The sequence below is a fragment of the Candidatus Tisiphia endosymbiont of Ptychoptera albimana genome (genome assembly GCF_964026605.1).
GTDB lineage: Bacteria > Pseudomonadota > Alphaproteobacteria > Rickettsiales > Rickettsiaceae > Tisiphia.
Map to the genome: position 1 here is coordinate 875,279 of NZ_OZ032164.1, position 25,332 is coordinate 900,610.

19 protein-coding genes and 3 tRNA genes are annotated in these 25,332 nt (G+C 32.7%); 10 read left to right on the plus strand and 12 right to left on the minus strand.

What is annotated here, in order from left to right:
- Window positions 1-31: 31 nt before the first annotated feature.
- Window positions 32-673, minus strand: a complete 642-nt coding sequence (locus AAGD36_RS04130; RefSeq protein ID WP_341755053.1) for an exopolysaccharide biosynthesis protein — start codon at window positions 671-673, stop codon at window positions 32-34.
- Window positions 674-1,022: 349 nt separating this feature from the next.
- Here AAGD36_RS04130 and AAGD36_RS04135 point away from each other — a divergent pair, with 349 nt between their 5' ends.
- Window positions 1,023-2,330: a nitrate/sulfonate/bicarbonate ABC transporter ATP-binding protein gene (locus AAGD36_RS04135; protein WP_341755054.1), complete on the plus strand. Its 1,308-nt coding sequence runs from the start codon at window positions 1,023-1,025 to the stop codon at window positions 2,328-2,330.
- A gap of 412 nt (window positions 2,331-2,742) precedes the next feature.
- Here the strand turns inward: AAGD36_RS04135 and AAGD36_RS04140 are convergent.
- The 3 genes from AAGD36_RS04140 to AAGD36_RS04150 all read right to left on the minus strand — a co-directional run bounded on the left by AAGD36_RS04140 (window position 2,743) and on the right by AAGD36_RS04150 (window position 4,763).
- Window positions 2,743-2,818, minus strand: a tRNA-Thr gene (locus tag AAGD36_RS04140).
- Between the two features lie 434 nt (window positions 2,819-3,252).
- On the minus strand, window positions 3,253-4,578 hold the full coding sequence (tolB, locus tag AAGD36_RS04145) for a Tol-Pal system beta propeller repeat protein TolB (protein ID WP_410521224.1): 1,326 nt from the start codon (window positions 4,576-4,578) through the stop codon (window positions 3,253-3,255).
- Between the two features lie 108 nt (window positions 4,579-4,686).
- A tRNA-Val gene (locus AAGD36_RS04150) sits at window positions 4,687-4,763 on the minus strand.
- Window positions 4,764-5,042: 279 nt separating this feature from the next.
- Here AAGD36_RS04150 and cmk point away from each other — a divergent pair.
- The 3 genes from cmk (at window position 5,043) to murA (ending at window position 9,167) form a co-directional block, all read left to right on the plus strand.
- Entirely contained in the window at window positions 5,043-5,693 is a 651-nt protein-coding gene (cmk, locus tag AAGD36_RS04155; RefSeq protein ID WP_341755056.1) for a (d)CMP kinase, read from the plus strand.
- Window positions 5,694-5,864: 171 nt separating this feature from the next.
- Window positions 5,865-7,610, plus strand: a complete 1,746-nt coding sequence (locus AAGD36_RS04160; protein WP_341755057.1) for a 30S ribosomal protein S1 — start codon at window positions 5,865-5,867, stop codon at window positions 7,608-7,610.
- 282 nt (window positions 7,611-7,892) lie between these two features.
- Window positions 7,893-9,167, plus strand: coding sequence for a UDP-N-acetylglucosamine 1-carboxyvinyltransferase (murA, locus tag AAGD36_RS04165; RefSeq protein ID WP_341752084.1), 1,275 nt, complete (start codon window positions 7,893-7,895; stop codon window positions 9,165-9,167).
- Between the two features lie 320 nt (window positions 9,168-9,487).
- Here the strand turns inward: murA and AAGD36_RS04170 are convergent, their stop codons facing one another.
- On the minus strand, window positions 9,488-9,991 hold the full coding sequence (locus AAGD36_RS04170; RefSeq protein WP_341747377.1) for a CarD family transcriptional regulator: 504 nt from the start codon (window positions 9,989-9,991) through the stop codon (window positions 9,488-9,490).
- Between the two features lie 399 nt (window positions 9,992-10,390).
- Between AAGD36_RS04170 and AAGD36_RS04175 the strand changes: the two genes are divergently transcribed.
- Both AAGD36_RS04175 and AAGD36_RS04180 read left to right on the plus strand, forming a co-directional pair.
- A tRNA-Cys gene (locus tag AAGD36_RS04175) sits at window positions 10,391-10,465 on the plus strand.
- Between the two features lie 21 nt (window positions 10,466-10,486).
- A complete protein-coding gene (locus AAGD36_RS04180) occupies window positions 10,487-11,416 on the plus strand; it encodes a site-specific tyrosine recombinase XerD (RefSeq protein ID WP_341755058.1) in 930 nt (309 codons plus the stop codon).
- Between the two features lie 170 nt (window positions 11,417-11,586).
- On the opposite strand, the gene AAGD36_RS06955 is transcribed toward AAGD36_RS04180, so the two are convergent.
- Window positions 11,587-11,910 carry an ankyrin repeat domain-containing protein gene (locus AAGD36_RS06955; protein WP_410521225.1) on the minus strand — a complete coding sequence of 108 codons (324 nt, stop codon included), beginning with the start codon at window positions 11,908-11,910 and terminating at the stop codon, window positions 11,587-11,589.
- A gap of 194 nt (window positions 11,911-12,104) precedes the next feature.
- On the opposite strand from AAGD36_RS06955, the gene AAGD36_RS04190 reads away from it, so the two are divergent.
- The gene (locus tag AAGD36_RS04190) at window positions 12,105-12,854 is read left to right on the plus strand and encodes an HD domain-containing protein (RefSeq protein WP_341755059.1); all 750 of its coding nucleotides are present in this window, start codon (window positions 12,105-12,107) and stop codon (window positions 12,852-12,854) included.
- On the opposite strand, the gene AAGD36_RS04195 is transcribed toward AAGD36_RS04190, so the two are convergent.
- On the minus strand, window positions 12,769-14,082 hold the full coding sequence (locus tag AAGD36_RS04195) for an MFS transporter (protein WP_341755060.1): 1,314 nt from the start codon (window positions 14,080-14,082) through the stop codon (window positions 12,769-12,771). The genes AAGD36_RS04190 and AAGD36_RS04195 overlap by 86 nt on opposite strands.
- Before the next feature lie 851 nt (window positions 14,083-14,933).
- Between AAGD36_RS04195 and AAGD36_RS04200 the strand changes: the two genes are divergently transcribed.
- Window positions 14,934-16,262 (plus strand): MFS transporter, encoded by a 1,329-nt coding sequence (locus AAGD36_RS04200; protein ID WP_341755061.1) that lies wholly within the window; start codon window positions 14,934-14,936, stop codon window positions 16,260-16,262.
- Here the strand turns inward: AAGD36_RS04200 and AAGD36_RS04205 are convergent.
- The 4 genes from AAGD36_RS04205 to AAGD36_RS04220 form a co-directional block, all read right to left on the minus strand.
- Entirely contained in the window at window positions 16,192-16,917 is a 726-nt protein-coding gene (locus tag AAGD36_RS04205) for an HD domain-containing protein (RefSeq protein WP_410521226.1), read from the minus strand. The genes AAGD36_RS04200 and AAGD36_RS04205 overlap by 71 nt on opposite strands.
- A gap of 134 nt (window positions 16,918-17,051) precedes the next feature.
- Entirely contained in the window at window positions 17,052-18,824 is a 1,773-nt protein-coding gene (locus AAGD36_RS04210) for an ABC transporter ATP-binding protein (protein WP_341755063.1), read from the minus strand.
- Between the two features lie 16 nt (window positions 18,825-18,840).
- Window positions 18,841-20,091, minus strand: coding sequence for an MFS transporter (locus AAGD36_RS04215; protein ID WP_341755064.1), 1,251 nt, complete (start codon window positions 20,089-20,091; stop codon window positions 18,841-18,843).
- Between the two features lie 22 nt (window positions 20,092-20,113).
- Window positions 20,114-21,448, minus strand: coding sequence for an MFS transporter (locus AAGD36_RS04220; RefSeq protein ID WP_341755065.1), 1,335 nt, complete (start codon window positions 21,446-21,448; stop codon window positions 20,114-20,116).
- Between the two features lie 189 nt (window positions 21,449-21,637).
- Here AAGD36_RS04220 and AAGD36_RS04225 point away from each other — a divergent pair, with 189 nt between their 5' ends.
- Both AAGD36_RS04225 and AAGD36_RS04230 read left to right on the plus strand, forming a co-directional pair.
- Window positions 21,638-23,065, plus strand: coding sequence for a UDP-N-acetylmuramoyl-L-alanyl-D-glutamate--2,6-diaminopimelate ligase (locus AAGD36_RS04225; RefSeq protein WP_341756001.1), 1,428 nt, complete (start codon window positions 21,638-21,640; stop codon window positions 23,063-23,065).
- Between the two features lie 26 nt (window positions 23,066-23,091).
- Window positions 23,092-24,132: a hypothetical protein gene (locus AAGD36_RS04230; protein WP_341755066.1), complete on the plus strand. Its 1,041-nt coding sequence runs from the start codon at window positions 23,092-23,094 to the stop codon at window positions 24,130-24,132.
- A 13-nt stretch (window positions 24,133-24,145) separates the two neighbouring features.
- On the opposite strand, the gene recF is transcribed toward AAGD36_RS04230, so the two are convergent.
- Window positions 24,146-25,228 carry a DNA replication/repair protein RecF gene (recF, locus tag AAGD36_RS04235; protein WP_341755067.1) on the minus strand — a complete coding sequence of 361 codons (1,083 nt, stop codon included), beginning with the start codon at window positions 25,226-25,228 and terminating at the stop codon, window positions 24,146-24,148.
- Between the last annotated feature and the right edge of the window lie 104 nt (window positions 25,229-25,332).

Consider the following 25,332-nt stretch of genomic DNA (forward strand, 5'->3'; position numbering starts at 1 on the left):
CACCTTTTGTACAAATTTAATATTTATTATATCAGAAGAATAGATTAAATAAATATTTAATACTAATCCAGCTAGCAGAGATTGCTATAAAAGCTATAATAAGTCCAACTATAGAGGTAATAAATCCAAGAACTATAGTTAATCCATCTCGGTTTAAAAGACCTAATGCCATTATTGTAATGCCCAGTGCAGGTACAGCGTTAGTTAGAGGTAAAGGTATTGATATAGCAATAGAGCAAATCAGCGATATTAAACCAATAAATTGTTCACAATATATAGAGGCTGCGAAACTAAATCTTGGTCGTATATATTTTTCTACAAATTTAATCTTTGGTACAATCTTGTCACTTATATTAATAAGTATATCATTGCTAATTTGATAGTTATTAATTTTGGATGGTAAAGAAACTTGTCTAAAGCCAAGCAACATCTGCATAGATAGAATCATCAAAGGAATACCTACTATAGTAGTAAAACCTGGAGGATATGGCAGCGGAATTGCAACTGGTATTGCAAAAAAAAGTATCGTTAATAGAAGACCGTTTTCATGAAAATCAACTAATAACTCACTAATTCTAGTCTTTTCTTTTTTTTCTTTTTGTCCTAATTTATAAAAAACACTAGATACTGTAGTTCTATCTAGTTGTTTATCTTTTGATGCAATGTTAAACATTTTTACTTAATTTTCTTGTAAATTATACTATATTTTAGATTATTAGAAAATAATTAATAATCAAAGAAATTAATTCCATCAATAATTTTCTTACGTTAGGTTATCTCAAAACTATGATTTTATAGTAATTGAGAAATGCACTACGGAATGTAGCACAATTGTAATGGATTTAGCAAAGAATATTTACTTTATTATCATTAGTTAACTTCAGTTTTGGATTAAAATTTTTAATTTTAATCCAAAACTGGCTAAAATATTCAGAAAAATGCATTCTTGAAGCGGCTGACGAGAGTGCATTTTAACTTTTTTTATCATTCAAGTTGACCATTTTACAAAAAGAGTAATACCTATGAATAATAATTTACTTGAATTAATATCAATTACACAAAGTTTTACAAAAGATGATCATAGTACGCAAAAGATACTAGATAATGTTACTCTAAAACTAAAACCTAATGAGATAGTTGCGATACTGGGAAAATCTGGATCTGGGAAATCAACATTACTAAGAATTATCGCAGGTTTTACAAAACCAGTTAAAGGTAAAGTAATACTAAATAAAAAACCTGCTTTTCGTGATCGTTGTGATATTAGTATGATTTTCCAAACATTTGCACTTTTTCCATGGTTGACTGTTTTTGAGAATGTTGAGCTAGGTTTAAAAAGTTTCAATATTTCTGAGTATGAACGTCGCAAACGTGCATTAGAGGCCATAGATATGATAGGACTTGATGGTTTTGAGTCAGCATATCCAAAAGAATTATCAGGTGGCATGAAGCAACGAGTAGGTTTTGCTAGAGCATTAGTTCTCAGACCAGAAATTTTACTTATGGATGAAGCTTTTTCCGCTCTTGATGTTCTAACTGCTAATACCTTAAAGAATGACTTTCTTGATCTGTGGAGTAGTGGAAAAACTCAAATGCAGTCGGTGGTATTGGTAACTCATTCGATTGAAGAAGCAGTAACTATGGCTGACAAAGTGTTAATACTTTCATCTAATCCTGGGCGTATTGTATCAGAATTAGCAATTACCCTCCCTCGTTTACGTGATGTTCAAAGTATGGAATTTCGTACTATGGTAGATAAAATTTATGCTCTCATGGTATCAGCCTATGAAAAACCACCTTTGCCTGTTAGTAATAAACAGAAAGCTATTGTTGGCAACATCGATCAAAAAATTCATTTGTCGGTAAATGAACTGATCGGTAGCATTGAGGCACTTTCTGCATCGCCATACAAAGGTTCTGCAAATTTATCAGAATTATCTAAGATTTTTCATATTAACAATATGGGGGAAATTTTACATATTGTTGGAGCTTTGCAAATATTAAATTTTGCTAATGTTACTTCTGAGAGTATAAAATTAAATAAACATGGCAAGCTTTTTTTCACAAGTAGTTTAGAAGATAGAAAAAAAATGCTTGCTCAGCATTTACTTGACAATATTCCCCTTGCATCCTACATTTGTAAAATTTTACATCAACGTTTAGATCATAAAGCACCTCTTTCGCGTTTTAAGACACAGCTTGAGGATACATTATCTAGTGAAGATGCCACTATAACTTTAAAGTCTATAATAGGTTTAGGAAGATATGCAGAAATCTTCTCCTATGATGATAATAAAAAGGTTTTTAGCTTAGATAATCCAACAGCTTGAAAGTCGAATTGTATATATCGTATAAGGTGATGTTATTGTATTACAATAGATATCTTCGGCAAACTCTACTTCTATCGGTAATTTCATAGTACCCTACATTTTTTATGTAACCACTATTAAGAAGGGTTCTGACCGTCATTACGAGGAGGCGATGAAATCGCCGACGTGGCAATCTAGGATACGCGAAGCGTTACTCTAAAAAAACAGCTTCGCTGTTTACCTAGATCGCCCCGGCATCTAAAGAGCCTTGCTATGACGATTATAGAAAAATGTAAGGTACTATGCAGTAATTTGTACGTGATACCAGCTACTGTTGTTCCTCACGTACATCATCGTTCACTGCGGGTCGAGATTCCATGGCTTCTTTAAATTCCTCAGCATAAGCGAGTTTGCCAAAAAGATATAATATTTATGGTGCCGATAGAGGGAATTGAACCCCCGACCTACGCGTTACGAATGCGTCGCTCTGCCAGCTGAGCTATACCGGCAATAGGTTAGCCCTAGGTTCTTATAATACCATTTCCGAAAACTAATCATCATATCGTCGTACTTCATGATCTCCGCTCCTCACGTACTAGTTGTACGCGAAGGTAGCCGACACTCGTACTCCGAGTAGCAATTTAGTTTTGGGAAATGGTATTATAACCTGAATTCGATGTAACAAGTTACATCGAATTCAGTATTATATATAGAAACAATCAGGTTTGAAGCGGCTGCCCACCTGATTGTTAAAATATAATACTCCATTCAATATGTGATTTTAATTATTAAAATCACATATTGAATGATGAAAAAAGTTAAAATGCACTCGCGTCAGCCGCTTCAAGAGTGCATTTTTCCTTATAATAAAGCAAGTATCGATATAAGAATTAATAATTCTTATATCAAGGTTATAATATGTTTTTAAGATATAAGAACCTAGTCAATTTAACATTCTTGACCACTCAGGATCAGAAGCATCTTGAGGGGTGAGAATCTCTCTTTCATTATAACCAGTCAAATCAATGGAATATATACGATTTTTACCTGCTGTTTTGTTTCTAGGAGGCCAGCCTTTAGCAAACATAATTATCCTACCATTGGGTGACCAGCATGGACTTTCAACTAGATATCCACTAGTTATAATTCTTTCAGTATTCTCACCATAGGCAAAGGCTTTCATGACCCCAATTGTAAAACCTTCACCTTGAGATATTTTTGTAAACGCTATGTAATCTCCTCTAGGCGACCAACTTGGTGCAGCATAAACTCCTCCACCAAAACTTATACGTTCAATATTTGAACCATCAGAATTCATAATATATAATTGTCTTGTTCCACTTCGATCAGAATTAAAAACTATTTTACTGCCATCAGGTGAATAGCTAGGAGAGGTATTAATACCAACACCATGGGTCAACTGGTTAGTCGCCATATTATTCAGATCAATTTCAAAAATATGCGTAGCTCCCTTTCTTGCTATCGACATTATAGCTTTGTTTCCTTGGGGTGAGAATCTTGGAGCAAAGGACATACCAGGAAAATTACCAACCAATCTTTCCTTACCTGTTTTAAGATCACGAACATAAACATGTGGTTTCTGCTTGTGAATATAGGATAGATACATGATTTTATCTGCTTGTGGTGAAAATCTTGGAGTAAGAACCAAATTTTTACCATCTGACAGATATTTATGATTAGCACCATCATGATCCATCATAGCTATTTTCTTTACTCGTTTTAGATAAGGTCCACTCTCTGACACATATACTATTTTTGTATCAAAATAACCTAAATCTCCAGTAATTTTCTCATAAATTTTATCAGCTATTTTATGTGCTACTCTACGCCATAAATGTGTGGGTATTTCAAAAACCTCACCTATAAGATCTTTTTCTAAGCTTGCATCCCATAATATAAAACTAACCTTTAGCTTACTAGAAGAGAGCTTTACAACTTCACCATTAATCAGAAGATTAGCATTAATGTGTCGCCAAGCAGCAAAAAGAGGCTTATGTTTTATCCCCACAATTTGTTCTATAAAAGAAGCAGTAGAAATTGGGTGGAACATGCCGGAAATCTTTAGATCATTAGATATTACACTAATTATATCAGCACCAATTACACTATTCGCACTATCATCTGCATCAAATTTATTAATGGCTATCGGTATTGGATCAACATGTCCTCGCTCTATAACTATAGTTTCTATGGCATAACTATTGAAGTTAGCAACTAACAACAGTATAACACAAAAATACCTGACCACTAATACCACCTAGATCTTTTTTTAACAATATTTAACATCAATTTGTATTTAGGTCCTGTCGCCAAAAACAACCTAAATACAAATTGATGTTAATATATAATAAAAGTTTGGTGGGCGATAGTGGACTCGAACCACCGACCTTTACGATGTCAACGTAATGCTCTAACCAACTGAGCTAACCGCCCTTGCTTTTCTGATTTAATTTTATACTTAAAACAACAAAGTATACTCTTCTGCTTTAAAGAATTGCTTTTTCAAATACTTGCAGAGTCTATCGCGTACTCACGTAGCAAATGTACGCCTAGTCCGGTTACCCCTTGTTTGTTGTCCCAATTCTTCAAATCATTTGAAATATATATTAAGTTTTCATAGTAACATGTCTAATCCATAATAGCTTCAATTTCAAGTTTTATTTGCATTATTTTAAATATTCAGCTAGAATTCAGCATAAAATTATTAAGTAAATGACCTTAAAATCTCAAGCTTTTAATATTAGCAATAATTTTGTAGTGGCACTGGATGGTCCAGCAGCATCGGGTAAGAGTACAATTGGTCAAATGTTAGCACAAAAACTTAAGCTTACTTACTTTCAATCAAGTATTGTATATAGAAGCCTTGCTATTTCTTGTATAAACCAAAAAATTGATCTTACTGACATAAATGGAATAATTGAATTATCCAAATCTACGGAATATGTACAAAATTCAGAACTTGATAGTGAGATTGTAGGTAATGTAGCATCAAAAATTGCTATTATACCGGAAGTAAGAAATAACCTAGGAAAATATCTAGGAAAATTAATAAAAACAACTCCTAGAATTATAATGGAAGGTAGAGATATTGGAACAGTAGTGACCCCAAATGCTGACTTAAAGATTTTTATCAGAGCAGATATTGTTATTAGAGCAAAGAGAAGATATAAAGAGTTGCAAGAAAAAGGAGGAGAATATATATTTGATACAGTTTTGGAACAACTAAAAATAAGAGACAAACGGGATATAGAGCGTGATATTGCTCCAACTCTTCCCCCACAAGGAGCTTTAGAAATTGATACTTCTTATCTATCACCAAAAGAAGTGATTGATAAGATCATGGAGTTTATTTCAGTTAGGTAACATCAACATATTTTATGTGCCATAGGTTGTTTTATCTACATTTTATTAACCATTCATAGTTAATTTAGTTGAATTTGATTACTTAAGGCAAAGAACAACTTGCTTATGTAAATTCAAGTCAATTAACTATAATTTTTATACTAGACGGCACAACTAGTATTAGAGAATAATATGCAAAAATTTAAGAAAAAATTTGTTTCTCAGCTTGCTGAAATTAGCATTCAATCTCACGAAGATTTTGCACAAATGCTTGAAGCCGTAAGTACTAGTCACGTAAAAGAAGGTACTGTTGTCAAAGGTCAAGTAGTAGGGATTGCTAAAGGCATTATCATAGTTGATGTTGGATTAAAGAATGAAGGCAGAGTTCCTATAGAAGAATTTGCTCTAGTTAGTAATCAACCTTTACCAGAAGTTGGCGAGATAGTTGATGTATATATTGAGAAAATTGAAGGACGTAACGGTAGAACTATATTAAGTCGTGAAAAGGCCATTAGAGAAGAATCATGGGGACATTTAGAAATTGCATGTGCCAATAAACAGTTTGTTGATGGTGTAATATTCGGACGTGTTAAAGGTGGATTTACTGTTGACGTATCAGGGGTTGTTGCCTTCTTACCTGGAAGTCAGGTAGATGTTAGACCAATAAAAGATATTGCTTCGTTAATGGGTATCAAGCAGCCATTCCAAATTTTAAAGATGGATAAGAAACTTGGTAATATCGTAGTTTCTAGAAGAGCTATACTTGAGGAATCAAGATCTGAGGCTAGAGACGAAATGTTATCGAAAATTAAGGAAGGAATAATATTAGATGGTACAGTAAAAAATATCACTGATTACGGTGCGTTTATTGCTTTAGGTAATTCAGGTAATGTAGACGGTCTATTGCACGTTACTGATATTTCATGGAGCAGAATAAATCACCCTTCTGAAGTTTTATCTCTAGATCAAAAGGTTAGAGTTATAGTTATAAAATTTAATGAAGAAACTAAGAGAATTTCACTTGGTATGAAGCAACTTGATCATAATCCATGGCAAAGTATAAAAGAAGAATTCCCAGTTGGCAAAATAATGACTGGCAAAGTAACAAATATTGCTGATTATGGGGTATTTATTGAATTAAAAGATGGTATTGAAGGGCTCGTTCATTCAAGTGAAATTAGTTGGGTAAAATCAAATCAACATCCTAAGAAAATGCTTACTATTGGTCAAGAAGTTCAATTCACAATTCTAGAAGTTGATACCGATAAACATAGAATATCTCTAAGTATTAAACAGTGTCAAGATAACCCAATTATTGGGTTTGCACATAGTCATGCAATAGGTAGTATAATTAAAGCACCAATACGAAATATCACTGACTTTGGTATGTTTGTAGCACTTGATGACAACATTGATGGTATGATTCATGAAACAGATATAAGTTGGGAAGGCAATGGTACTGAGCTGTTAAAAACATATAAAAAGAATGATCAAATAGAGTGTAAAGTCTTATCAATTGATATTGAAAAGGAACGTATAAGCTTAGGTATTAAACAACTAAGCTTTGACCCCCAGCAAGATGAATTTGGCATGTACAAAAAAAATATGGTCGTTACTTGCTCAGTTACTGAAGTTAAAGATGATGGGATAGAAGTTATTTTAGACGACAAAATACCGGGCTTCATCAAAAAAGCTGATCTTTCTAGTGAAAAAGCTGATCAAAAAACTGAAAGATTTGTCCCTAATGACAGAATTGATGCAAAAATCATTACCATTGATAAGGCATCTCGTAAAGTTACTTTGTCAATAAAAGCACTTGAAATAGAAAAGAGAGAAAAAGCTATCAAAGAATATGGTTCTGCTGATAGTGCTGCTAGTCTAGGAGACATACTTGGAACAGCTCTTGACAATAAAGGAGAGAAAAACGGTAAAACTTGATATTGATTAGACTTTGGCAAACTCACTTATGCTGAGGAATTTAAAGAAGCCACGGAATATTGACCCGCAGCGGACGATGATGTATGTGAGGAGCAGAGCACCGATAGCACGAATAAGTTACCAACAAAAGTAGAGTTTGTCAAAGATATCTATTATTGTTTTGTAGCAAAATCGAAGCCTTTACTTCAATTTTGCTACTCAATTTTTACCTTTTTACCTAAAAACTTGAAAAGTGGTAAACTAATTTTCAAGTTTTTGTTAAGTAATATATAGGATTTTTCCATGGACAGTTTGATAATTAAAGGCGGTATCCCTCTTGAAGGTAGTATTAGCATTAGTGGTGCTAAAAATTCGGCCCTACCAATTATGACTGCAGCATTACTTACAGATAAGCTTAGTATTAACAATGTTCCAAAGCTTACTGATATTCTCACAATGAAAAAATTACTTGAGAATTTAGGTAGCGTTGTTACTGTAACTGATCATCAAGATCAATTGAGCATGGATATCGACAGCAGCAATATTAATAATTTTACTGCACCATATGATATAGTACGTAAAATGCGTGCTTCTATTTGGGTTCTAGGGCCTCTACTCTCTAGATTTTCTAAAGCTAAGGTTTCCTTACCTGGAGGATGTGCTATAGGTGCTCGACAAGTGGATCTACATGTAGCAGTTCTACAAGCTATGGGGGCAAATATTGACGTCGATCATGGTTATATTAATGCTACAATTAAAGGTAGATTAAAAGCTGTACATTTTGTTTTTAATAAAATATCTGTTGGAGCAACAATTAACGCCATAATGGCTGCTACTTTGGCTGAAGGAGAAACAATATTATTTAACTGTGCTAGAGAACCAGAAATCATTGATCTGTGCCATTGTCTTAGCAAAATGGGTGCAGAAATAGATGGAATTGCTACAAACGAAATAAGAATAATTGGTAGATCTCATTTAAAAAATGTCAATTATTCAATTATGCCGGATCGTATTGAAGCCGGTACTTACATGATTGCTGCTGCTATTACTAAAGGCAATTTAAACATTTATGGAATCAGCAATAATATCGTTGAAAATATAGTATTAAAGCTTATTGAAGCTGGTATAGAAATTTTACCTATTGATAATGGTTTAAGAGTCTCTTATGTAGGTAAATTAAATCCTGTGGACATCCATACAAACCCATATCCAGGTTTTGCAACAGACTTACAAGCTCAGTTTATGAGCCTTATGACTCTTTGCAAAGGTTCTTCTATAATTACAGAAAATATTTTTGAGAATCGCTTTATGCATGTTCCTGAATTATGCAGAATGGGTGCAAATATAACAGTTAACGGAAAGAGTGCTATAATACGGGGTATACCTTTTTTGACAGGAGCAGAAGTAATGGCAAGCGACCTCAGAGCATCAGTATCCCTAGTATTAGCTGGACTTGCCGCCAACGATACAACAAGAATACACCGAATCTACCACTTAGATCGTGGATACCAAACATTGGAGAAAAAACTAACCAGTTGCGGGGCAAATATAGTACGCATTACTGGAGGTAATGTTTAAATAAATTTATTCTACTTAGGTAGAACTTCAAGAATTAAGATTCCCGTGACCTAAAGATTGAAGCTGCCCCATTACTCATGTACGTTACACTGCTCGACTTTGCTACTGCCTAGCTCTTCCTGAAGTTATATACTCTTCTGCTTTGAAGAATTGTTTTTTGAAAATATCATGGATTCGCATGCGTGACTATACTATATGCACGTTCCGCTTGCTCACCATTCATTTTCAAATCCAATTCTTCAAATCATTTGAGTATACTATCGTCTATCAACTCCTTGAAATCATAGCAGTATATCACCTCGGGAAAATGAATTTTCAATTTACGCAGCGAGCTTATCTCTCAATACTTCAATTAATTTATTAATTGCTTCGTCAGGATTTATATTCTCAAGAATTGCAAGCTCCCCAGCTAGCCTATTTAAGGCTGATTCATAAATAGTCCTTTCACTATAAGATCGGTCACTATCAACATTTTTATAGAGATCTCGTACCACTTCTGCTACAGATACTACATTACCAGAATTTATTTTACCCTCATATTCTTGTGCTCTTCTACTCCACATCCTATTACCTTGCTTAGCTTTACCCTGAAGCGTTGAATATATTACAGCTAAATCAGTTTTACTAACAAGTTTTCTAAGACCCGAAATAGCAGCTCTGTTTACCGGTACTTTCAAAGTCATTTTGTCTTGAGGGAATGATATTACATAAACCTTAATATCAGTACCAGCTATGATTTGGTGTTCTACATTTACTATCTCTCCAACTCCATGAGATGGATATACAATTCTTTCTCCTACTTTAAATTCAGACGATGTTGACATGCTTACTCCTTTCCATTATAAAAACTTAGACCATGGTCAATTGATTTGAATTTGTGTCAGTGAGTTGCAAATAATTAAATCATAACTATAGATATTTTGCAAATCACAATACTAAAGATAACACTCCCTAAATATACTTGAATGTGACTCCAAATTAGATTTGAAAATGAGGAGAGAACACACTAGACGTACATACGGTACGGGAGTCCTTGATATTTTCAAATAACAATTCTTCGAAACAGAATTAGTATACAATACAGACTAATTTTACTCTGTGGTAGTATAGCATATTTTAGAAGGATAACAAAGTATAAGTTATAAAAAAATATTACCCTACCTAAAACAAAAGAAAAATAAGTTGCCTTTTGCTCTAATATTGGTTAGTATCTCAGCTCTTTAGGCTAGGTAGCAAAGTGGTAATGCCGTGGACTGCAAATCCTCAATGCGCCGGTTCGATTCCGGCCCTGGCCTCCATTAAAACAAACTGTACGTAATATGGTAGAGTTTATCGAACAATTCCTAGAAATGATGATAGCGGAGCGTGGTGTAGCTAATAATTCCGTACTTGGCTACAAAGGTGATCTGTTAGATTTCCAGAAATTTTTATCACAGAATAAATTGTTAGAGCTGAATATTAAAGCTGAAAATATTAGAGACTGGATAGAATATTTGGCGGGAAATGGCTTGCAGGCAAGATCAATCAACCGGAAGATATCCACTATAAAAAACTATTATGAATTTTTAATTAGCGAAAAGCATACCAATTATAATCCTGTTTTGATGGTAGATTTACCAAGATATCAAGCTAAACTTCCTTCTACATTATCAATTGATAAAATCAAAGATTTACTTTTCTATTGCAATCAAGACAAAAATCCTGATTCCATACGCCTAAAAGCAATGATTCATTTATTATATGCAAGTGGGTTACGTGTTTCTGAGCTTGTCAGTATAAGGTTAACTGATATTTTAGTAAATCAAATGTCCCAAAATATTAGAAAAATATTTTCAATAATCGGTAAAGGTAATAAAGAAAGAATGGTGATAATCAATGAACAGGCTACCATAAGTTTGTCTGATTATTTAACTATTCGTAGTAAATTTATAAGCAAAAAACACCCTAAAAGTCAAATTTATTTATTTTGCTCTTCTTCAACTAATGGTCATATGACTAGGCAGAATTTCGCAATTCTGTTAAAACAAGCATCTATTAAGGCTGGGCTAGACCCAAGTAATATCTCCCCACATACTTTACGTCACAGTTTTGCAAGCCATTTGTTAGAAGGCGGTGCAGATCTTAGGGTAATTCAAGAACTACTTGGACATGCTGATATTAGTACTACCCAAATTTACACACATATACAAACAAAGCATCTAAAACAGGCTTTAGATCATCATCCGCTTAAATTATCTACACTCAAATGATGTAAAGAATTAGAGCGTAAAACAAGGGGTGAATGAGCATTTTCTAAAATAGCAATTTATAGTTTAATCCTCTTTGGGGATAATGATTGTCCCATTTTTTAACTTTTAAAGTCGTGCTTACCACGCCTCCTAGCAGTAACGAAATAGCTATGGTTAAAAATATTTCCAAGTTAGCTATATAATAGACCTCTTTCGAAACTCGCTTGTGCTGAGAGATTTGAAGGAGACGCTTCACCTCGAACCGCAGCGTACTCTAATTCCGTTACGGATTCGAGTACCGCATCGATGTACAAATCACCAGCAGAAGTAGAGTTTCGAAGGAGGTCTAATGGAGTTCTGCCATTTATATCTTTGGCATTAATATTAAAGTTAGGCGACTTTAACATTCTGCGTACTAACTCAATATTTCCCATCTTAACTATATCATGTTGTGGTGCAGTGCTAGTTACTGTTAGAACACTACAGTTATTACTCTCTGAAGTATCTTTACTCATCTTATCCTCTTTTATATAATCATTATAGTTGAATTATATCATATTTTTCCTACCCACTAAGCATATTTATAAAAAAATTTATACAACATAGGTTAGAAAATATGCATCTTTTTAAAAATAAAAAGCAATAAATGCTTTAAATAGTCAGAATTTTAGTTTACAATAACTTTATAATTAAAATATCATGGTTTATTATGGAAGATGTTAATAACTATTGGGATAATTCAAAATACCAGTATTGTGCATATGCTGAGAGGTTGCTTAAGGAGTTAATTTTGCTAAATGAAAAAGTAAAGCAACCAATAAACATGTATGAAGTCAAAAAAGGCATCTACTATGCTAAAAAATATCATGGTAGTCAAATGAGGCAGTCTGGTGAACCTTATTACTCGCATCCGATTGAAGTGGCTTATATGCTTGCCCAGTACACAGCCTTAGAAATTCCACGATTGTTTAGAACAGACATGATTGTTACCGCATTACTGCACGATACCATTGAAGATACAAAACTGACTGAACCCATGATTGCTTACATCTTTGGCAGTCAAGTGGCTAGTCAAGTAGAAGACCTGACTAGGGTCAAGCCTCATGGCAAGATTAGCTCAGCGGAAACACTAGATTTATTAATTCAGCAAAAAAAACATGATGTAGCATTGATTAAACTTTTTGATCGGATTCATAATTTAGAAACTGTTGGTGTAAAATCTCCAGAAAAGATTAAGAAGATTATAGAGGAAACTTTTAAAAGTTTTATAACTGTCAGCATGTATTATAAAACAACACAACTAGAAAATATACTAACTGCTTTATGTTACAAACATTTATCAATTACTGCATGCCCCTTAGATTCTACAACAATTAGCCGACATAAATACCGGCTTCCTGCTCTAACTTTTGAAAATGACACAAAGCAAAAGCAAATCCTAGACCTATTGGAATCATAATAATTAATAATCCCCAATGACCAAAATATTTTGTTAAAAAAATAATACCAAAAGAGGTAATAACATACATAAAAGCACGTGCTACAGCATATATCATACTATTGTAAGTATAACGCTTAAACACTGGAAAATGTCTGAGAAATATCGAAACAGCTGGTACACGACCAAAATCGAATAGTACAAGAACAGCTTGAAGTAAAAATAGAAAAAATGGATTGGTTATATTGTTCAAAATATAAGGAGAACATAAAATAAAAATAGAGAATATTACAAATTTTACCTTTAGGATTTTCAGTGGATATATCCTATAACTTAAATAGCTTATAAATGACATACCAGCCAACTGTATCATTGAAACAATAAAATTTTGGTGTATTACTTGTTCCGCACTATAGCCAAAAGAACTTTTTAGGAGATTGCCACAATGTATATAAGCAAAATAAAAAGATACAGGACACGCACAGTTAATTATAAACAAATACAATACTGATTGTTTATTAACTTTTTCGTTAACAATTGGGTCATTGTCTAATTCTTTTATATCAATATTAGCTTTCTCATATTTCTTTTTTAATCGAAGTTTTGCATTGACAAACTCAGGTGTTTCTCTGAGAGTTGTTCTAGCAATACCGCCAATCAAAGCAATTACTGCTCCGATCCAAAAAGCAATACGCCAATTAAAACCGTAAGATGTAACAAGCGAAGCAATACCTAAAGCAGCTACTGTACCTATAACAGAAGCAACGGCAATAAAGGCTACTACTGGATATTGTATTGGTGGTTTTATAGTTTCTGTTAAATAAAGTTCTGCTCCTACTATTTCGCCTACTGATGACATACCTTGTAGTACACGACAAACCGTAATTATTACAGAAGCGGTAATGCCAATTTGGGCATAAGTTGGAACATTGGCCATTATTACACATGAAATTGCCATCATAATAGTGGTAATAATAACTGTTGCTTTACGTCCTACTCTATCCCCGATATAACCAAAAATTAATGCTCCAATTGGACGGAGAATAAAAGTAGAACAAAAGGCAAAAGCTGTCAGTATAGATGCAGCAAAAGCTTCATATTTAGGAAAAAATAACTCATTTAGTAATACGGCTAAATGCACATAAAGCATCAGATCAAAATACTCCAAAAATGTACCGATTGAAAGTAATCCAACTGCTTCTTTTTGTTCTTTAGTGAGGCTTCTTTGTTCTTGCTGATATCCTATCATTTATTCACCTTAATATATTTATTAATATTAATAGATATTGATGATTTGGTTGAACGATAGCAAGAAAATTATAATATCGAAAATTGAAATAATAAATCTTGGTTGTAACAATATCACAATTCTATAAACAAATTAGAAGGGGGGAAAGAGATATTTGGTAAAAATATAGGCTTAGATCAAAGGATGTTAAATATCAGAATTAATATAGTTATGCGAGTAGAATATTGGATATTGTTTATATATGAAGAAATAATTAATTTTTTTACTAAAAATTAATTTGACTATTATTTTAGAATTGATTCTAATTAAAATATGGTAACATAAATCAACCTAATAGCATGGCAAAATATAAAATGGTTGATGATTTTGATGATGGGGATAAAGGTAACGGGAAAGAAGAAGACAAGGTAAGTCTCGATCTGTTTAAGAGTGCAGTTTAGGAATATTTAAGAAGGATGCTACACGAGTCTATACTGATGTTTCTTCAGAGGTAGGGCAATGGGTTAATGCTATTAAGGCAATCACCACAAAATATCCTAACAAGGATGAAGAAATTTCTGTGTCTGCTTCAAGTTGGGCTGATAGACAATTAGAATAGCATTGTCAACAATTTCACTCATATCAGGGAGCATCTTCTTCCCAGCATAATGCTTCGTACGAAACTTGCCTTGGTACATCTGACTCGGAAGACGATACAGCACTAGCTGAAACTGTTAAATTCCATATGTGTTGTGAAATTATGTAGTATCAATTCCATAAATCGTCATCCCCTACGCCAATTGGTATAGGGGGTTTTTTAACACAATTATATACAACTCTAAACAATATAACTTAAGGGTTTAAACACTAATATGAGTAAATTTGTACAAGCAGATGGCAGGGTTATCTATCCCCAAACCAGCCTAACGAGAGAGCAAAAAGAAGCCGTCGGATTACTTTCAATTGGGACGTTCTTAGAGTATTTTGATCTGATGTTATATGTACATATGGCGGCGTTTCTTAATGAGTTGTTTTTTGAGCCGAATGATCCTCACTCTAGCTCTTTAGTGATAGCTTTTGCCTTTTGTTCTACATTTGTTTTTCGACCGGTTGGTGCGTTAATATTTGGTTGGATAGGTGATCATGTAGGGCGTAAGTCAACAATTATTATTACAACTTTCATGATGGCTATGTCATGTCTTATCATGGCTAATCTCCCTACTTATGCTCAAATAGGAAACCTAGCAGCTTGGGTAGTGACTATCTGCCGTGTTATGCAAGGCATGTCTTCTATGGGCGAAGTAGTAGGTGCTGAACTTTATATAACGGAAACGATTAACCCACCAGCCCAATATGCAATTGTCGGATCATTAGGAGTTTTTGCTTCCCTAGGAGCGTTAGGTGCTTTAGGGATTGCCTCACTTGTTACTATTCATGATTTTAACTGGCGTGCAGCATTTTGGATAGGTGCAGTAATTGCACTGATTGGTTCTGTTGCAAGAACGAAGCTACGAGAAACACCAGAATTTGCTGATGCCAAACGTCAACTAAAAAAAGTTTTTGCACAAACTAATACAGATACCAGTACTTTAGTAAACAATCCTATTTGGACAGAAAAAGTTAATAAAAAAACAATATTAGCTCTTTTTTTCTTACAATGTGCTTTACCTGTAGGTTTTGATTTTATTTATATATATTGTAGTAATATTTTACAAAATAACTTTGGTTATACAATTGCTGAGGTTATTCATCATAATTTTATTCTATGTCTAATACAGCTCTTGGTCGTATCAATATTATCTTATTTAAGTTACAAAATATATCCACTATTAACCATGAAAATTATACTCATAATATGTTCTATTTTTATCATATTTTGTCCATATTTTTTAAATAATCTTCATTCTCCGTTTGAGTTATTTTTAATTCAATTCTTTATCATTTTATTTAACGAATGTTTAGGTCCTGCTATGCCAATTATTTATAAACATTTTCCTGTATTTAAACGTTTCACCTGTGCTAGCATTATATTCGCTATATCACGTGCTTTCGTATCCGTTATTACTGCTTTTGGCTTCACTTATCTTGTTAACCATTTTGGCTATTGGGGATTATGGGTTATTATGATCCCTACAATTGTGGGGTTCGCATACGGGCTATTACATTTTGAAAAGTTGGAGAAAGTGGCGAATTATCCATAGAATTTTGATGATTATGTTGATCAAACTGCTGTATGGATAAATTTTTATAACATAATGCAGTTAAGTCTTGTGTTATTGTTGGTATTTTTAAATGCATAGCAATGATTATAAAATTTTTTACGGTTTCTTCAATAATCTTCCTAGCTTTTTCAGGTGATTTAACTCCTAGAGTTTGTAAGTTGTGAACTCGGTCAAATAATTTAATCAATGCCACATCATATTTTTCTTGTTGGAGTAATATATCTAATGTTTCTGCCGAGCTAATCTTCCCGTGAGACTTGTTCCTGCTTAAGTCTTCTACTTGACTAGCAACCTGCTCCCCAAAGATATAGGCAATCATCTTTTTGGTAAGTTTTGTATCCTCAATGGTGTCATGCAATATGCTGGTAACAAGAATGTCAGTGCGGTAAAGATAATCAGAGATCATATACGCCACCTCTAGTGGATGAGAGTAATAAGGCTCGCCTGACTGCCTCATTTGGCTGCCATGATATTTCTTGGCGTAATAAATAGCCTTTTTAACCTCATCAATATCTATTGACCTGTTTATTTTCTCATTCATCTTACGTAATTTGTCCAGTAACCTAGTAGCATATTGACAAGGTGCATACTTTGAGTTGTCCCAATAATTAATATCTTCTTCCATAAAAACCATAAATATTTTTTATATTCAATGTATAGATTAAACTAAAATATAAATTATTACCAAGGATTTTTTATCTATTTTTAAAAAAGATGAATGTTTTTGTATTTTGTTGTTGTATAAATAGACAATTACTCCCTTTATGTTCACTTATCCCCCTCCTCTAATTCCTTATGATATAATTTATAATATTCGGCTTTATTGTCTATAAGCTGCGAATGAGTTCCTTGTTCAAATATCATACCAGATTTCATAACAACTATGTGATCAACGTCCTTAATACTCGATAAACGATGGGTTATAATTAAGGTAGTCTTACCTTTGCGAAGATTTACTAAAGAATTTAAAATTAATCGCTCAGAATTTTGATCTAACGAACTTGTTGCCTCATCCCAAACTAAAATTGCTGCCGGCTTCAAAAATGCTCTAGCTATCGCTAAACGTTGACGCTGGCCACCTGAAAGTGTTGTACCTTGATTGCCAATCATCGTATCATAGCCAAATGGAAGGTGCGAAATAAATTCATCAGCATCAGCATATTTTGCCGCGGTAATAATTTCACTGTGAGTAGCATTTGGATTACCATAAGCAATATTTTCTGCAACGCTAGTGTCAAATAATGTAGTATCTTGCGTTACTAAAGAGATTTGCCGTCTTAAAGAGTCAATTTTTATGTCTTTAATATCGTAATCATCAATTAAAATTTGCCCACTAGTTGGGTTATAAAATCTTACTAATAAATTAGATAATGAAGTTTTGCCGCTACCAGAACGTCCTACAATAGCTGTAGTTTTTCCTTGCATTAATTTTAAATTAATTTTCTTTAAAGCTACTTTATCATTAAATTTTAGCTCGACATTGTGAAAAATTATTTGCGGATTAACTAATTGAACATTTTGAGCATTTACACTATCTTTAATAATAGGCTCAGTATCTAGAACATTAAAAACTCTTTTTGTTGCAGCAATACCCTCTTGTAAATTTACATTTAAAGAAACCAAGCTTTTAAAAGGTCTATAAGCTGTAACAAAAGCTGCGATAAAAGCAAAAAATGCTCCTGGAGTAGTTTTTCCTTCTATGATTAATAATCCACCATACCAAATAAGCCCTCCAACTGTAATACCACTTAATATTTCCATAATTGGTGAGACTAATGCATCCAATTTTGCAGTTTTCTTTAGAAAACGTAAAATATTACTAGAGAGCAATGAAGCTCGATTGCTTTCAATTTTCTCTCCTAAGAAAGACTTAACAATTTTAATTGACTGAAAAGTTTCATCTAACCTAGAAGTATAATTAGCTAATTCCTCTTGCGCTTGTCCTGATATTTTACGAATTTTTCTCCCTAATTTCTGTATTGGATAAATTGCTGCTGGAAATGCTAGAAATACTATACAGGATAACCTAGGTTCTAACTTAAACATCACTATAATAAGGCCTACTACTGTCAAAAAATATTTCGCACATCCTACTAGTAAATTTGACACAGCACCACGCATCATGGCAATATCGTTAGTAAAGCGTGATATTAAACGCCCTGATGATTGAGATTGAATAAAGAGAGTATCGGCAAATAATAGATGTTCATACATTTTAATTTGTAAATCAGTTAGAATTCTCTGACCGATAAATTTAACTAAATAACTTGAATAATATTCAGCTATCCCTTTAATAGTATATGTTATTACTATCATTAACGGCAAAAATAATAACATTTGACGATTGCCTGTTAAAAATATTTGATCAACAGTTGGTCGCACTAAATCAACGATACAAGCGGTACACACAGCCGTAATTACCATACAAAATACTGCCATGCCGATCTGTTTTAGATAAGGTCTTACATGATCAGCTATTAACCTTCTTAAAGTATTATAGGCACTATAGTCATAATTTATTAGGTTATGTTTTTTTTGCAAAATTCTCTCCTTATATCTAGTGGTTTGTTATAACGTTTGTACTATACAGAAAAATTACTGTACTGAACAATATTAGTAATAATAGCATAAAAAATCCTAGCACTAAGTATATTGCATTAAAATATTGCCACAATAACATACAAAAAAATGGTGTTGTTGATGAAAGCATCATGCCACCAAGTGAATGCGATAGGCTACACATTCTAGCCCTAATGTTAGTTATAAACATAGATTGGACAATAATTTGTAATGGCACTACGTAAAATGGAGCAAGTCCGATAAGAATTACCGGGAAGTAAATTACCGAGATTTCTTTATATAATAGAAATTGTACAATAATTATAACTAATAAACTTAATGATAACGATGTAATAATTTGTTTCTTAGGATAAATCTTATCGGCTAAAAAACCAGAGAACACTGACATAATAGCATAAATGGTTATTAAGACTATATTGATAATTTGAGCTTGATTGCTATTTATAAGCAATGCACTTTTTGCTGCGAAGACTCCCCAAAAAATAATTAAAAAATGGTAAATACCTCCTATGCAACCACTTATTAATATTGCTATGAAAAATCTGCCAAATGAATTTTTTATAATCTTTCCTAAATCAAAAAAGTTATAATCTATAGATTTATGATCCTTTTTAGACTTTAGAAACTCCTCACTTTCACGAAAATAGTGCCTTAGACTTATGATACATAAACCAAAGATTCCACCAATAATAAAATTTATCCGCCATAAATGAGATATTTGTTCAAACTTTGTTGAAAAATGATAAATTGCTGCAGCAAGCAATGCCCCAACCTGACTACAAAATGACACGATACCACTAGCACAATTCTTGCTAGTCTTACCTACTTTTTCTACAACGTAAATTTTTATAGCATCACTTTCTCCTGCTAAGCTCATTAAAAATGTCATACGACAAAATATTAAAATTATTGTAGCCACTATGCCAATTCTATCAAAATTAGGAGTTAATCCTATAAGAATTGTCGAGATAGTAGCTAAAAATACCGAGATTCTAACTGATACAATTCTACCATATTTATCGCTAATAAAGCCAAAAATGATAGAACCAATAGGGCGAGCTATTACAGCTATACTAAATATAGCAAAAAATAATAATATCTGCCTATCATTTGAGCCTAATGGCAAAAAGTTCTTGGATAAAACTGTTGCTGATAAACCAAAAAGAGCATAATCATAATAACGAACAATTGTTGTAAAAAAAGCAATTAGGAATGCCGGTCTTGTCATACATCTATATCTATTATGTTTTTCATGGTATACTCCTCACTGCCCATATAGTAGCTAAAGTAATCATTGCAATGTAAATTCCTATAGATATAGAAGAACCAGTAAAATGCCAGAGAGCTATACATATTGAGGGAGTAAATCTTCCAAATATTGAAGTACCTATAGCATCACCAATACTAACCAGCATATATTTATCTGAACCATGGAATAGACTATTAAGCCAATAATTTAGTGGGCATAAGAAAGTTACCCCTAACGTAATAATCCATAAACGAACAAAATTAATATACCATAAGGAAGCGTCAGACATATATAACCACAATGGTACTATGCTAACAAATAAAATGTTAGTACTGATGATCATTACATTTGCAGGACGATATTTCTTAACCAAAGACCCTATTATTGGAATCATTGCTGCATCCATAATTAATAAGATTGTATTAAACGTCATCATCCTCTCCAAAGATATAGAGGTAATAAGAGGTATAAAACTATTCATCACGACAAAAGGTATCACATATGTCATATAGGAAAAGCCACTAACTATAGACACACGCAGAATATTGCACTTATTATTCAATATCACATTTGATATATAGCTAACAAAGTCATTGCAAGCAATAGTAAGCCCATGAAGCAATCCATTCCTCATTTCTCTGGATTTTTTCATTGCTACTAAAGTAGCTTCTTGCAATGACGTTTGTGAATTTGACATAATGTTAGTCAAGTTAGCTATATAGGATTCTTGTTCTATTGCTCTTTGAGATATATTGGAATAACGTCTAAGATAAACCCCTACAATCCCTGTACTCCCTCCTAATATGAAACATAAACGCCAATATTCATGATGATTAGAACTAATCAGAATTGTACTAACAAAAGAGGCAATAATAAGTCCAAACATTGTTGATAACTCGTATAGATAGGATGCTTTCATTCCTTGAGTTTGCGTCTTATTTTCTACAATATACAATTTGGCAATACAATGTTCTCCTTCACCAAAAATTGCTAACATCATTCGAATAATGAGCAGCATCAATGGTGAGAACCAGCCAATCATTTGATAAGTTGGTATAACTCCTATTAACATAGTAGTAACAGCAACGCCTATTAATGAATAGGATAGAGCCAAAGCTGCTCCTCGTTTTTTTACAATTATACTAAAAATTATTGCCCCAATTGGTCTAGTAATTATTGCAGTTGCTAGTACGCTATAAGTTAAGATCAAAGCAACTATAGGATCGTCTTTGGGGAAAAAGATTATTGATAAAATTGGAGCAAGAAAACTATAAATAGCCGTATCAAAATGATCTAGACTATTACCTATTAAAATTGATAAATCTTTCTTTTTCATGAGGAATCCTCAATTTCTTGTTAACAAATTATCTACTAGCTTTACATGGGCTACTATATACTGCTATGATTTCAAGAATTGGTATACTCAAATGATTTAAGTATATACGTGGTAAACATACACATAAAAACTAATTAGGCTATATTTAAATTGCAAAAATTATTTGACTATTTAAAAATTACCTCTCAGATGGAATCTAATATCTTATGTTGTGACTCTAGATTAGTTAAATCAACTAGTCTATTCTTCGCCATTAAAGGAGTAAGTTCGGATGGTAATAAGTTTATTGATGATGTAATAAACAAAGGAGTAAAATTCATTGTTACCGATGATGCTGAAAGTTTAAAAAACCCTAACATTATCGCTAATGGTGTACATATAACGCTTGTGAGTGATGCACGGGTGGCACTAAGCCAAGCTGCTAATATTCTCTACCCTTTATTACCACAATATATGGTAGCTGCTACTGGTACTAATGGTAAAACCTCGGTAGTATCCTATTGTAGGCAACTATACACATTACTAGGAGTACCCAGCTGTTCTATCGGGACCATTGGCGTAGAATGTTCGGGTGGTTTGGATTTAACAAGCATCCAAGAAATTTTAGACAAATCCCCGACTCTTACTACTACTGATCCTGTAACTTTCAGGCATATTCTACATAAGCTAGCTGAGAACGGCACAAAATATCTAGCTTTTGAGGCTTCTAGCCATGGTCTAGAACAACAAAGATTATGTGGTATAAAAGTAGATGCTGCCTGCTTTACTAGTTTTAGTCAAGATCATCTTGACTATCATAAGAATATGGATAATTATCTTTTAGCCAAGCTAAAATTATTTACAGATAATTTATCGCAAACAGGAGTTGCTGTACTAAACTCGGAAATAGAACAGTTAGATTATATCAAAAGTTATTTACAGGAACGTAATATAAAATTTTTAACCATTGGTATGAATGGTGATCTAAAAATTATCGACAGGACAATTTGTACTTATAACGGGCAGAAATATAATTTTACTACCGATATAGTTGGTAGTTTTCAAGCAACCAACTTGCTGATTGCCGTTATGATGGTGCATTTGACTGGCTTTCCTTTTGAACAAGTCATATCGAAATTACCGCAAATTAAAGCAGTTAAAGGACGTTTAGAGAGAGTAGCTAATAGCAATATTTTTATTGACTATGCTCACACTCCAGATGCCTTAGAAAAAAGCTTGCTAGAACTAAAAAAAATAAAATCAAATAAGGGGTTATTGAAAGTAATTTTTGGCTGTGGGGGTAATAGAGATAGTGGTAAAAGAGCATTAATGGGGCAAGTTGCTGCACAAATTGCCAATGAGGTTATTATCACTGACGATAATCCAAGGAATGAAGACCCAAAATTCATACGGCAGCAAATTATACAAGGTATTATATCTATCACTAATAGATATATAGAAATAAATAATAGAAAAATTGCAATTATTGAAACAATAAATAATCTACAAGAAGATGATATTTTGCTGATTGCCGGCAAAGGTCACGAAGATTATCAAATAATCGGTAATAAAAAACTACCATTTAGTGATTTCGATATAGCCAAGGAAGCTCTACAAAGCAGAAAAAGTTTGAATTAAAAAATATCAAATAATAATAAAATTATATGCAAATTTTTAGAATATTCTTAGTCTCCTTCTATATAATTCTACCATCCTTATTAACTATGCATTCTGTATATGCCACTCCATTTAACCATCCAGAAACATGGAAAAAAGTTGATATCTCAAAATTACTTAAAACATCTACAATACACCATATAGAACCTATGAGAAAGTTTCTCACAGAGAAAGGTAAAAAAGCGGAATTCAATGGAGAAGTTTTTTTAGTTACTTTAGATGATCAGGTAAAAGCTGTCTTTAAAAAATTACCTGCAGATGATTTAGGAGATGCACAAGCTGAAGTAGCAGCGTATCAAGCTTCTCTAATTCTAGGTTTCCCTCATATTCCTCCAACAGTAATGCGTAAAATTAATGGAATGACAGGATCATTGCAACTCTACATTGATACTAAAATTGATCCTTTAGTACCTGAAGAGTATGAAAAAGCTCTTCAAGAGGTTTCCATAGAAGATCAAATGAACCTACAAACTTTTTACTTTATTTTTGGGCAGTGGGACTCTGGATCACATAATTTATTAATATTTAAAGATATTAATAAAACATATTTTATTGCAATAGATAATTCAGGTATTCGTAATCGCCAACATGTTAAATTTGGTGAACTTCCTTTTGTTAGAGTACTGTATAGTGATAAATTAAATACCAATGATTATGATAAACCATTTCCTTTTGACAAAGCAGAGGTGATTGATCTCCCTAATGAAGAAAATCTAAAACAAAGATTTAAAAAACAAATACCTACTACCTTTTACAAAAATTTTCAGTCTTATAACCAACCTTTGCGGTTTGTTATTTATCAAAATAGCCTATGGCGTCAATATCATGCATTTGATAACAGTTTTATAATATCTTATCCAACACAATGTTATGATGACACTATAAAAGCTATAAAAAAATTAGACTTACCTCTTCTTAGAAAGATTTTTATAGCAGCAAAAGGTTCTGATTTTTTAAATAATTCTTACCTTAATGCTATATTAGAACGCCGTGATCAAGTTTTAAAGCATTGCCTTAAAATTAAATAAAAGAAATTTCATCCTATAATTTTATTAATTCTGCTTTTTTTGTTAAAGATTCTATGCCATTTAAGTCAGTTGCAGTCACCCATAGTTGTAATCCTAATTCTAGGAAAAAATCAATTAAGTATTGTCTCCTTTTGTTATCAAGATGTACAAAAACCTCATCTAACAGTAAAATAGGCATAGCAATGTTTTCTTTAATAGAATAATTAACTTGGGCAAGTATTATGGCAATGAGCATAGCCTTCTGTTCACCGGTGGAACAGTGTTTAACTAAAGCATTTTTTTCTTTATGAATAACTACAAAATCACTTTTATGTACTCCAAAATTAGTTCTATTAGATATCTTATCACGAACACGAGACACCACTAACTCATTTTTTATAAAATCAATATCTATTTCAGAATTTTTTAATATTATATCTTCTATAACCCCATTAATTGATAAAATAGCTTTAGGAAAATCATTATCCAAATCTGAGATAGCTTTTTGCATATATTCTAAAATTTTTAGCCTATTAATAGCGATCTCAATTGATAATTCCGCCATTTTTTCTTCAAGCACTCTTAGCCAATTTGTATCCACTTGGTCTTGTGCTAGTATTTTGCTACGTTCATACATATAATATTCGTATTTACTAACTATTCCTGCATGCGATGGATTAAAGTTATAAACAATCCTGTCAAAGAATTTACGCCTATCGCTAATACTGGAAGAAAAAATACCTTCCATTTGGGGTGTAAGCCAAATCATAGCAGAGAACTTACTTAGTTCATTATTTTGTATTTTAACACCGTTAAATTCCGTAAAACGTCTATTAGATTCACGCTTTAAATTCGTTGAAATTTCAACTAAGCCAAGTTTACTGTGTAATAATGCATAAGCTAAACAATGATCTGCTCCCCTTTGACAAATATCATCTAATTTAGCTGATCTCAAACCTTTACCAGGTGAAAATAGTGATATTGATTCTAAAATGTTAGTTTTTCCACTACCATTCCCCCCTATTAGTATAACAGGATTATTACCAGCACTAATATCTAAATTCTGAAAATTACGATAATTTAGTAATTTTAATTTTTGTAGATAAATATTATGCATAACTTATTTGAAATAGTGAGAAAAAAACCTAATCAATTAAAATCAAAAGCTCTTTTGAATCTAAACATATACTGCTATACTCAAATGATTTGAAGAATTGGATT

Excerpts from the sequence above, each read along its gene's own strand:
- AAGD36_RS04130 (WP_341755053.1), bottom strand. The coding sequence starts at position 673 with ATGTTTAACATTGCATCAAAAGATAAACAACTAGATAGAACTACAGTA.
- AAGD36_RS04135 (WP_341755054.1), top strand. The coding sequence starts at position 1,023 with ATGAATAATAATTTACTTGAATTAATATCAATTACACAAAGTTTTACA.
- cmk (WP_341755056.1), top strand. The coding sequence starts at position 5,043 with ATGACCTTAAAATCTCAAGCTTTTAATATTAGCAATAATTTTGTAGTG.
- AAGD36_RS04160 (WP_341755057.1), top strand. The coding sequence starts at position 5,865 with ATGCAAAAATTTAAGAAAAAATTTGTTTCTCAGCTTGCTGAAATTAGC.
- murA (WP_341752084.1), top strand. The coding sequence starts at position 7,893 with ATGGACAGTTTGATAATTAAAGGCGGTATCCCTCTTGAAGGTAGTATT.
- AAGD36_RS04170 (WP_341747377.1), bottom strand. The coding sequence starts at position 9,991 with ATGTCAACATCGTCTGAATTTAAAGTAGGAGAAAGAATTGTATATCCA.
- AAGD36_RS04180 (WP_341755058.1), top strand. The coding sequence starts at position 10,487 with ATGGTAGAGTTTATCGAACAATTCCTAGAAATGATGATAGCGGAGCGT.
- AAGD36_RS06955 (WP_410521225.1), bottom strand. The coding sequence starts at position 11,910 with ATGAGTAAAGATACTTCAGAGAGTAATAACTGTAGTGTTCTAACAGTA.
- AAGD36_RS04190 (WP_341755059.1), top strand. The coding sequence starts at position 12,105 with ATGGAAGATGTTAATAACTATTGGGATAATTCAAAATACCAGTATTGT.
- AAGD36_RS04195 (WP_341755060.1), bottom strand. The coding sequence starts at position 14,082 with ATGATAGGATATCAGCAAGAACAAAGAAGCCTCACTAAAGAACAAAAA.
- AAGD36_RS04200 (WP_341755061.1), top strand. The coding sequence starts at position 14,934 with ATGAGTAAATTTGTACAAGCAGATGGCAGGGTTATCTATCCCCAAACC.
- AAGD36_RS04205 (WP_410521226.1), bottom strand. The coding sequence starts at position 16,917 with ATGGTTTTTATGGAAGAAGATATTAATTATTGGGACAACTCAAAGTAT.
- AAGD36_RS04215 (WP_341755064.1), bottom strand. The coding sequence starts at position 20,091 with ATGACAAGACCGGCATTCCTAATTGCTTTTTTTACAACAATTGTTCGT.
- AAGD36_RS04220 (WP_341755065.1), bottom strand. The coding sequence starts at position 21,448 with ATGAAAAAGAAAGATTTATCAATTTTAATAGGTAATAGTCTAGATCAT.
- AAGD36_RS04225 (WP_341756001.1), top strand. The coding sequence starts at position 21,638 with ATGGAATCTAATATCTTATGTTGTGACTCTAGATTAGTTAAATCAACT.
- AAGD36_RS04230 (WP_341755066.1), top strand. The coding sequence starts at position 23,092 with ATGCAAATTTTTAGAATATTCTTAGTCTCCTTCTATATAATTCTACCA.
- recF (WP_341755067.1), bottom strand. The coding sequence starts at position 25,228 with ATGCATAATATTTATCTACAAAAATTAAAATTACTAAATTATCGTAAT.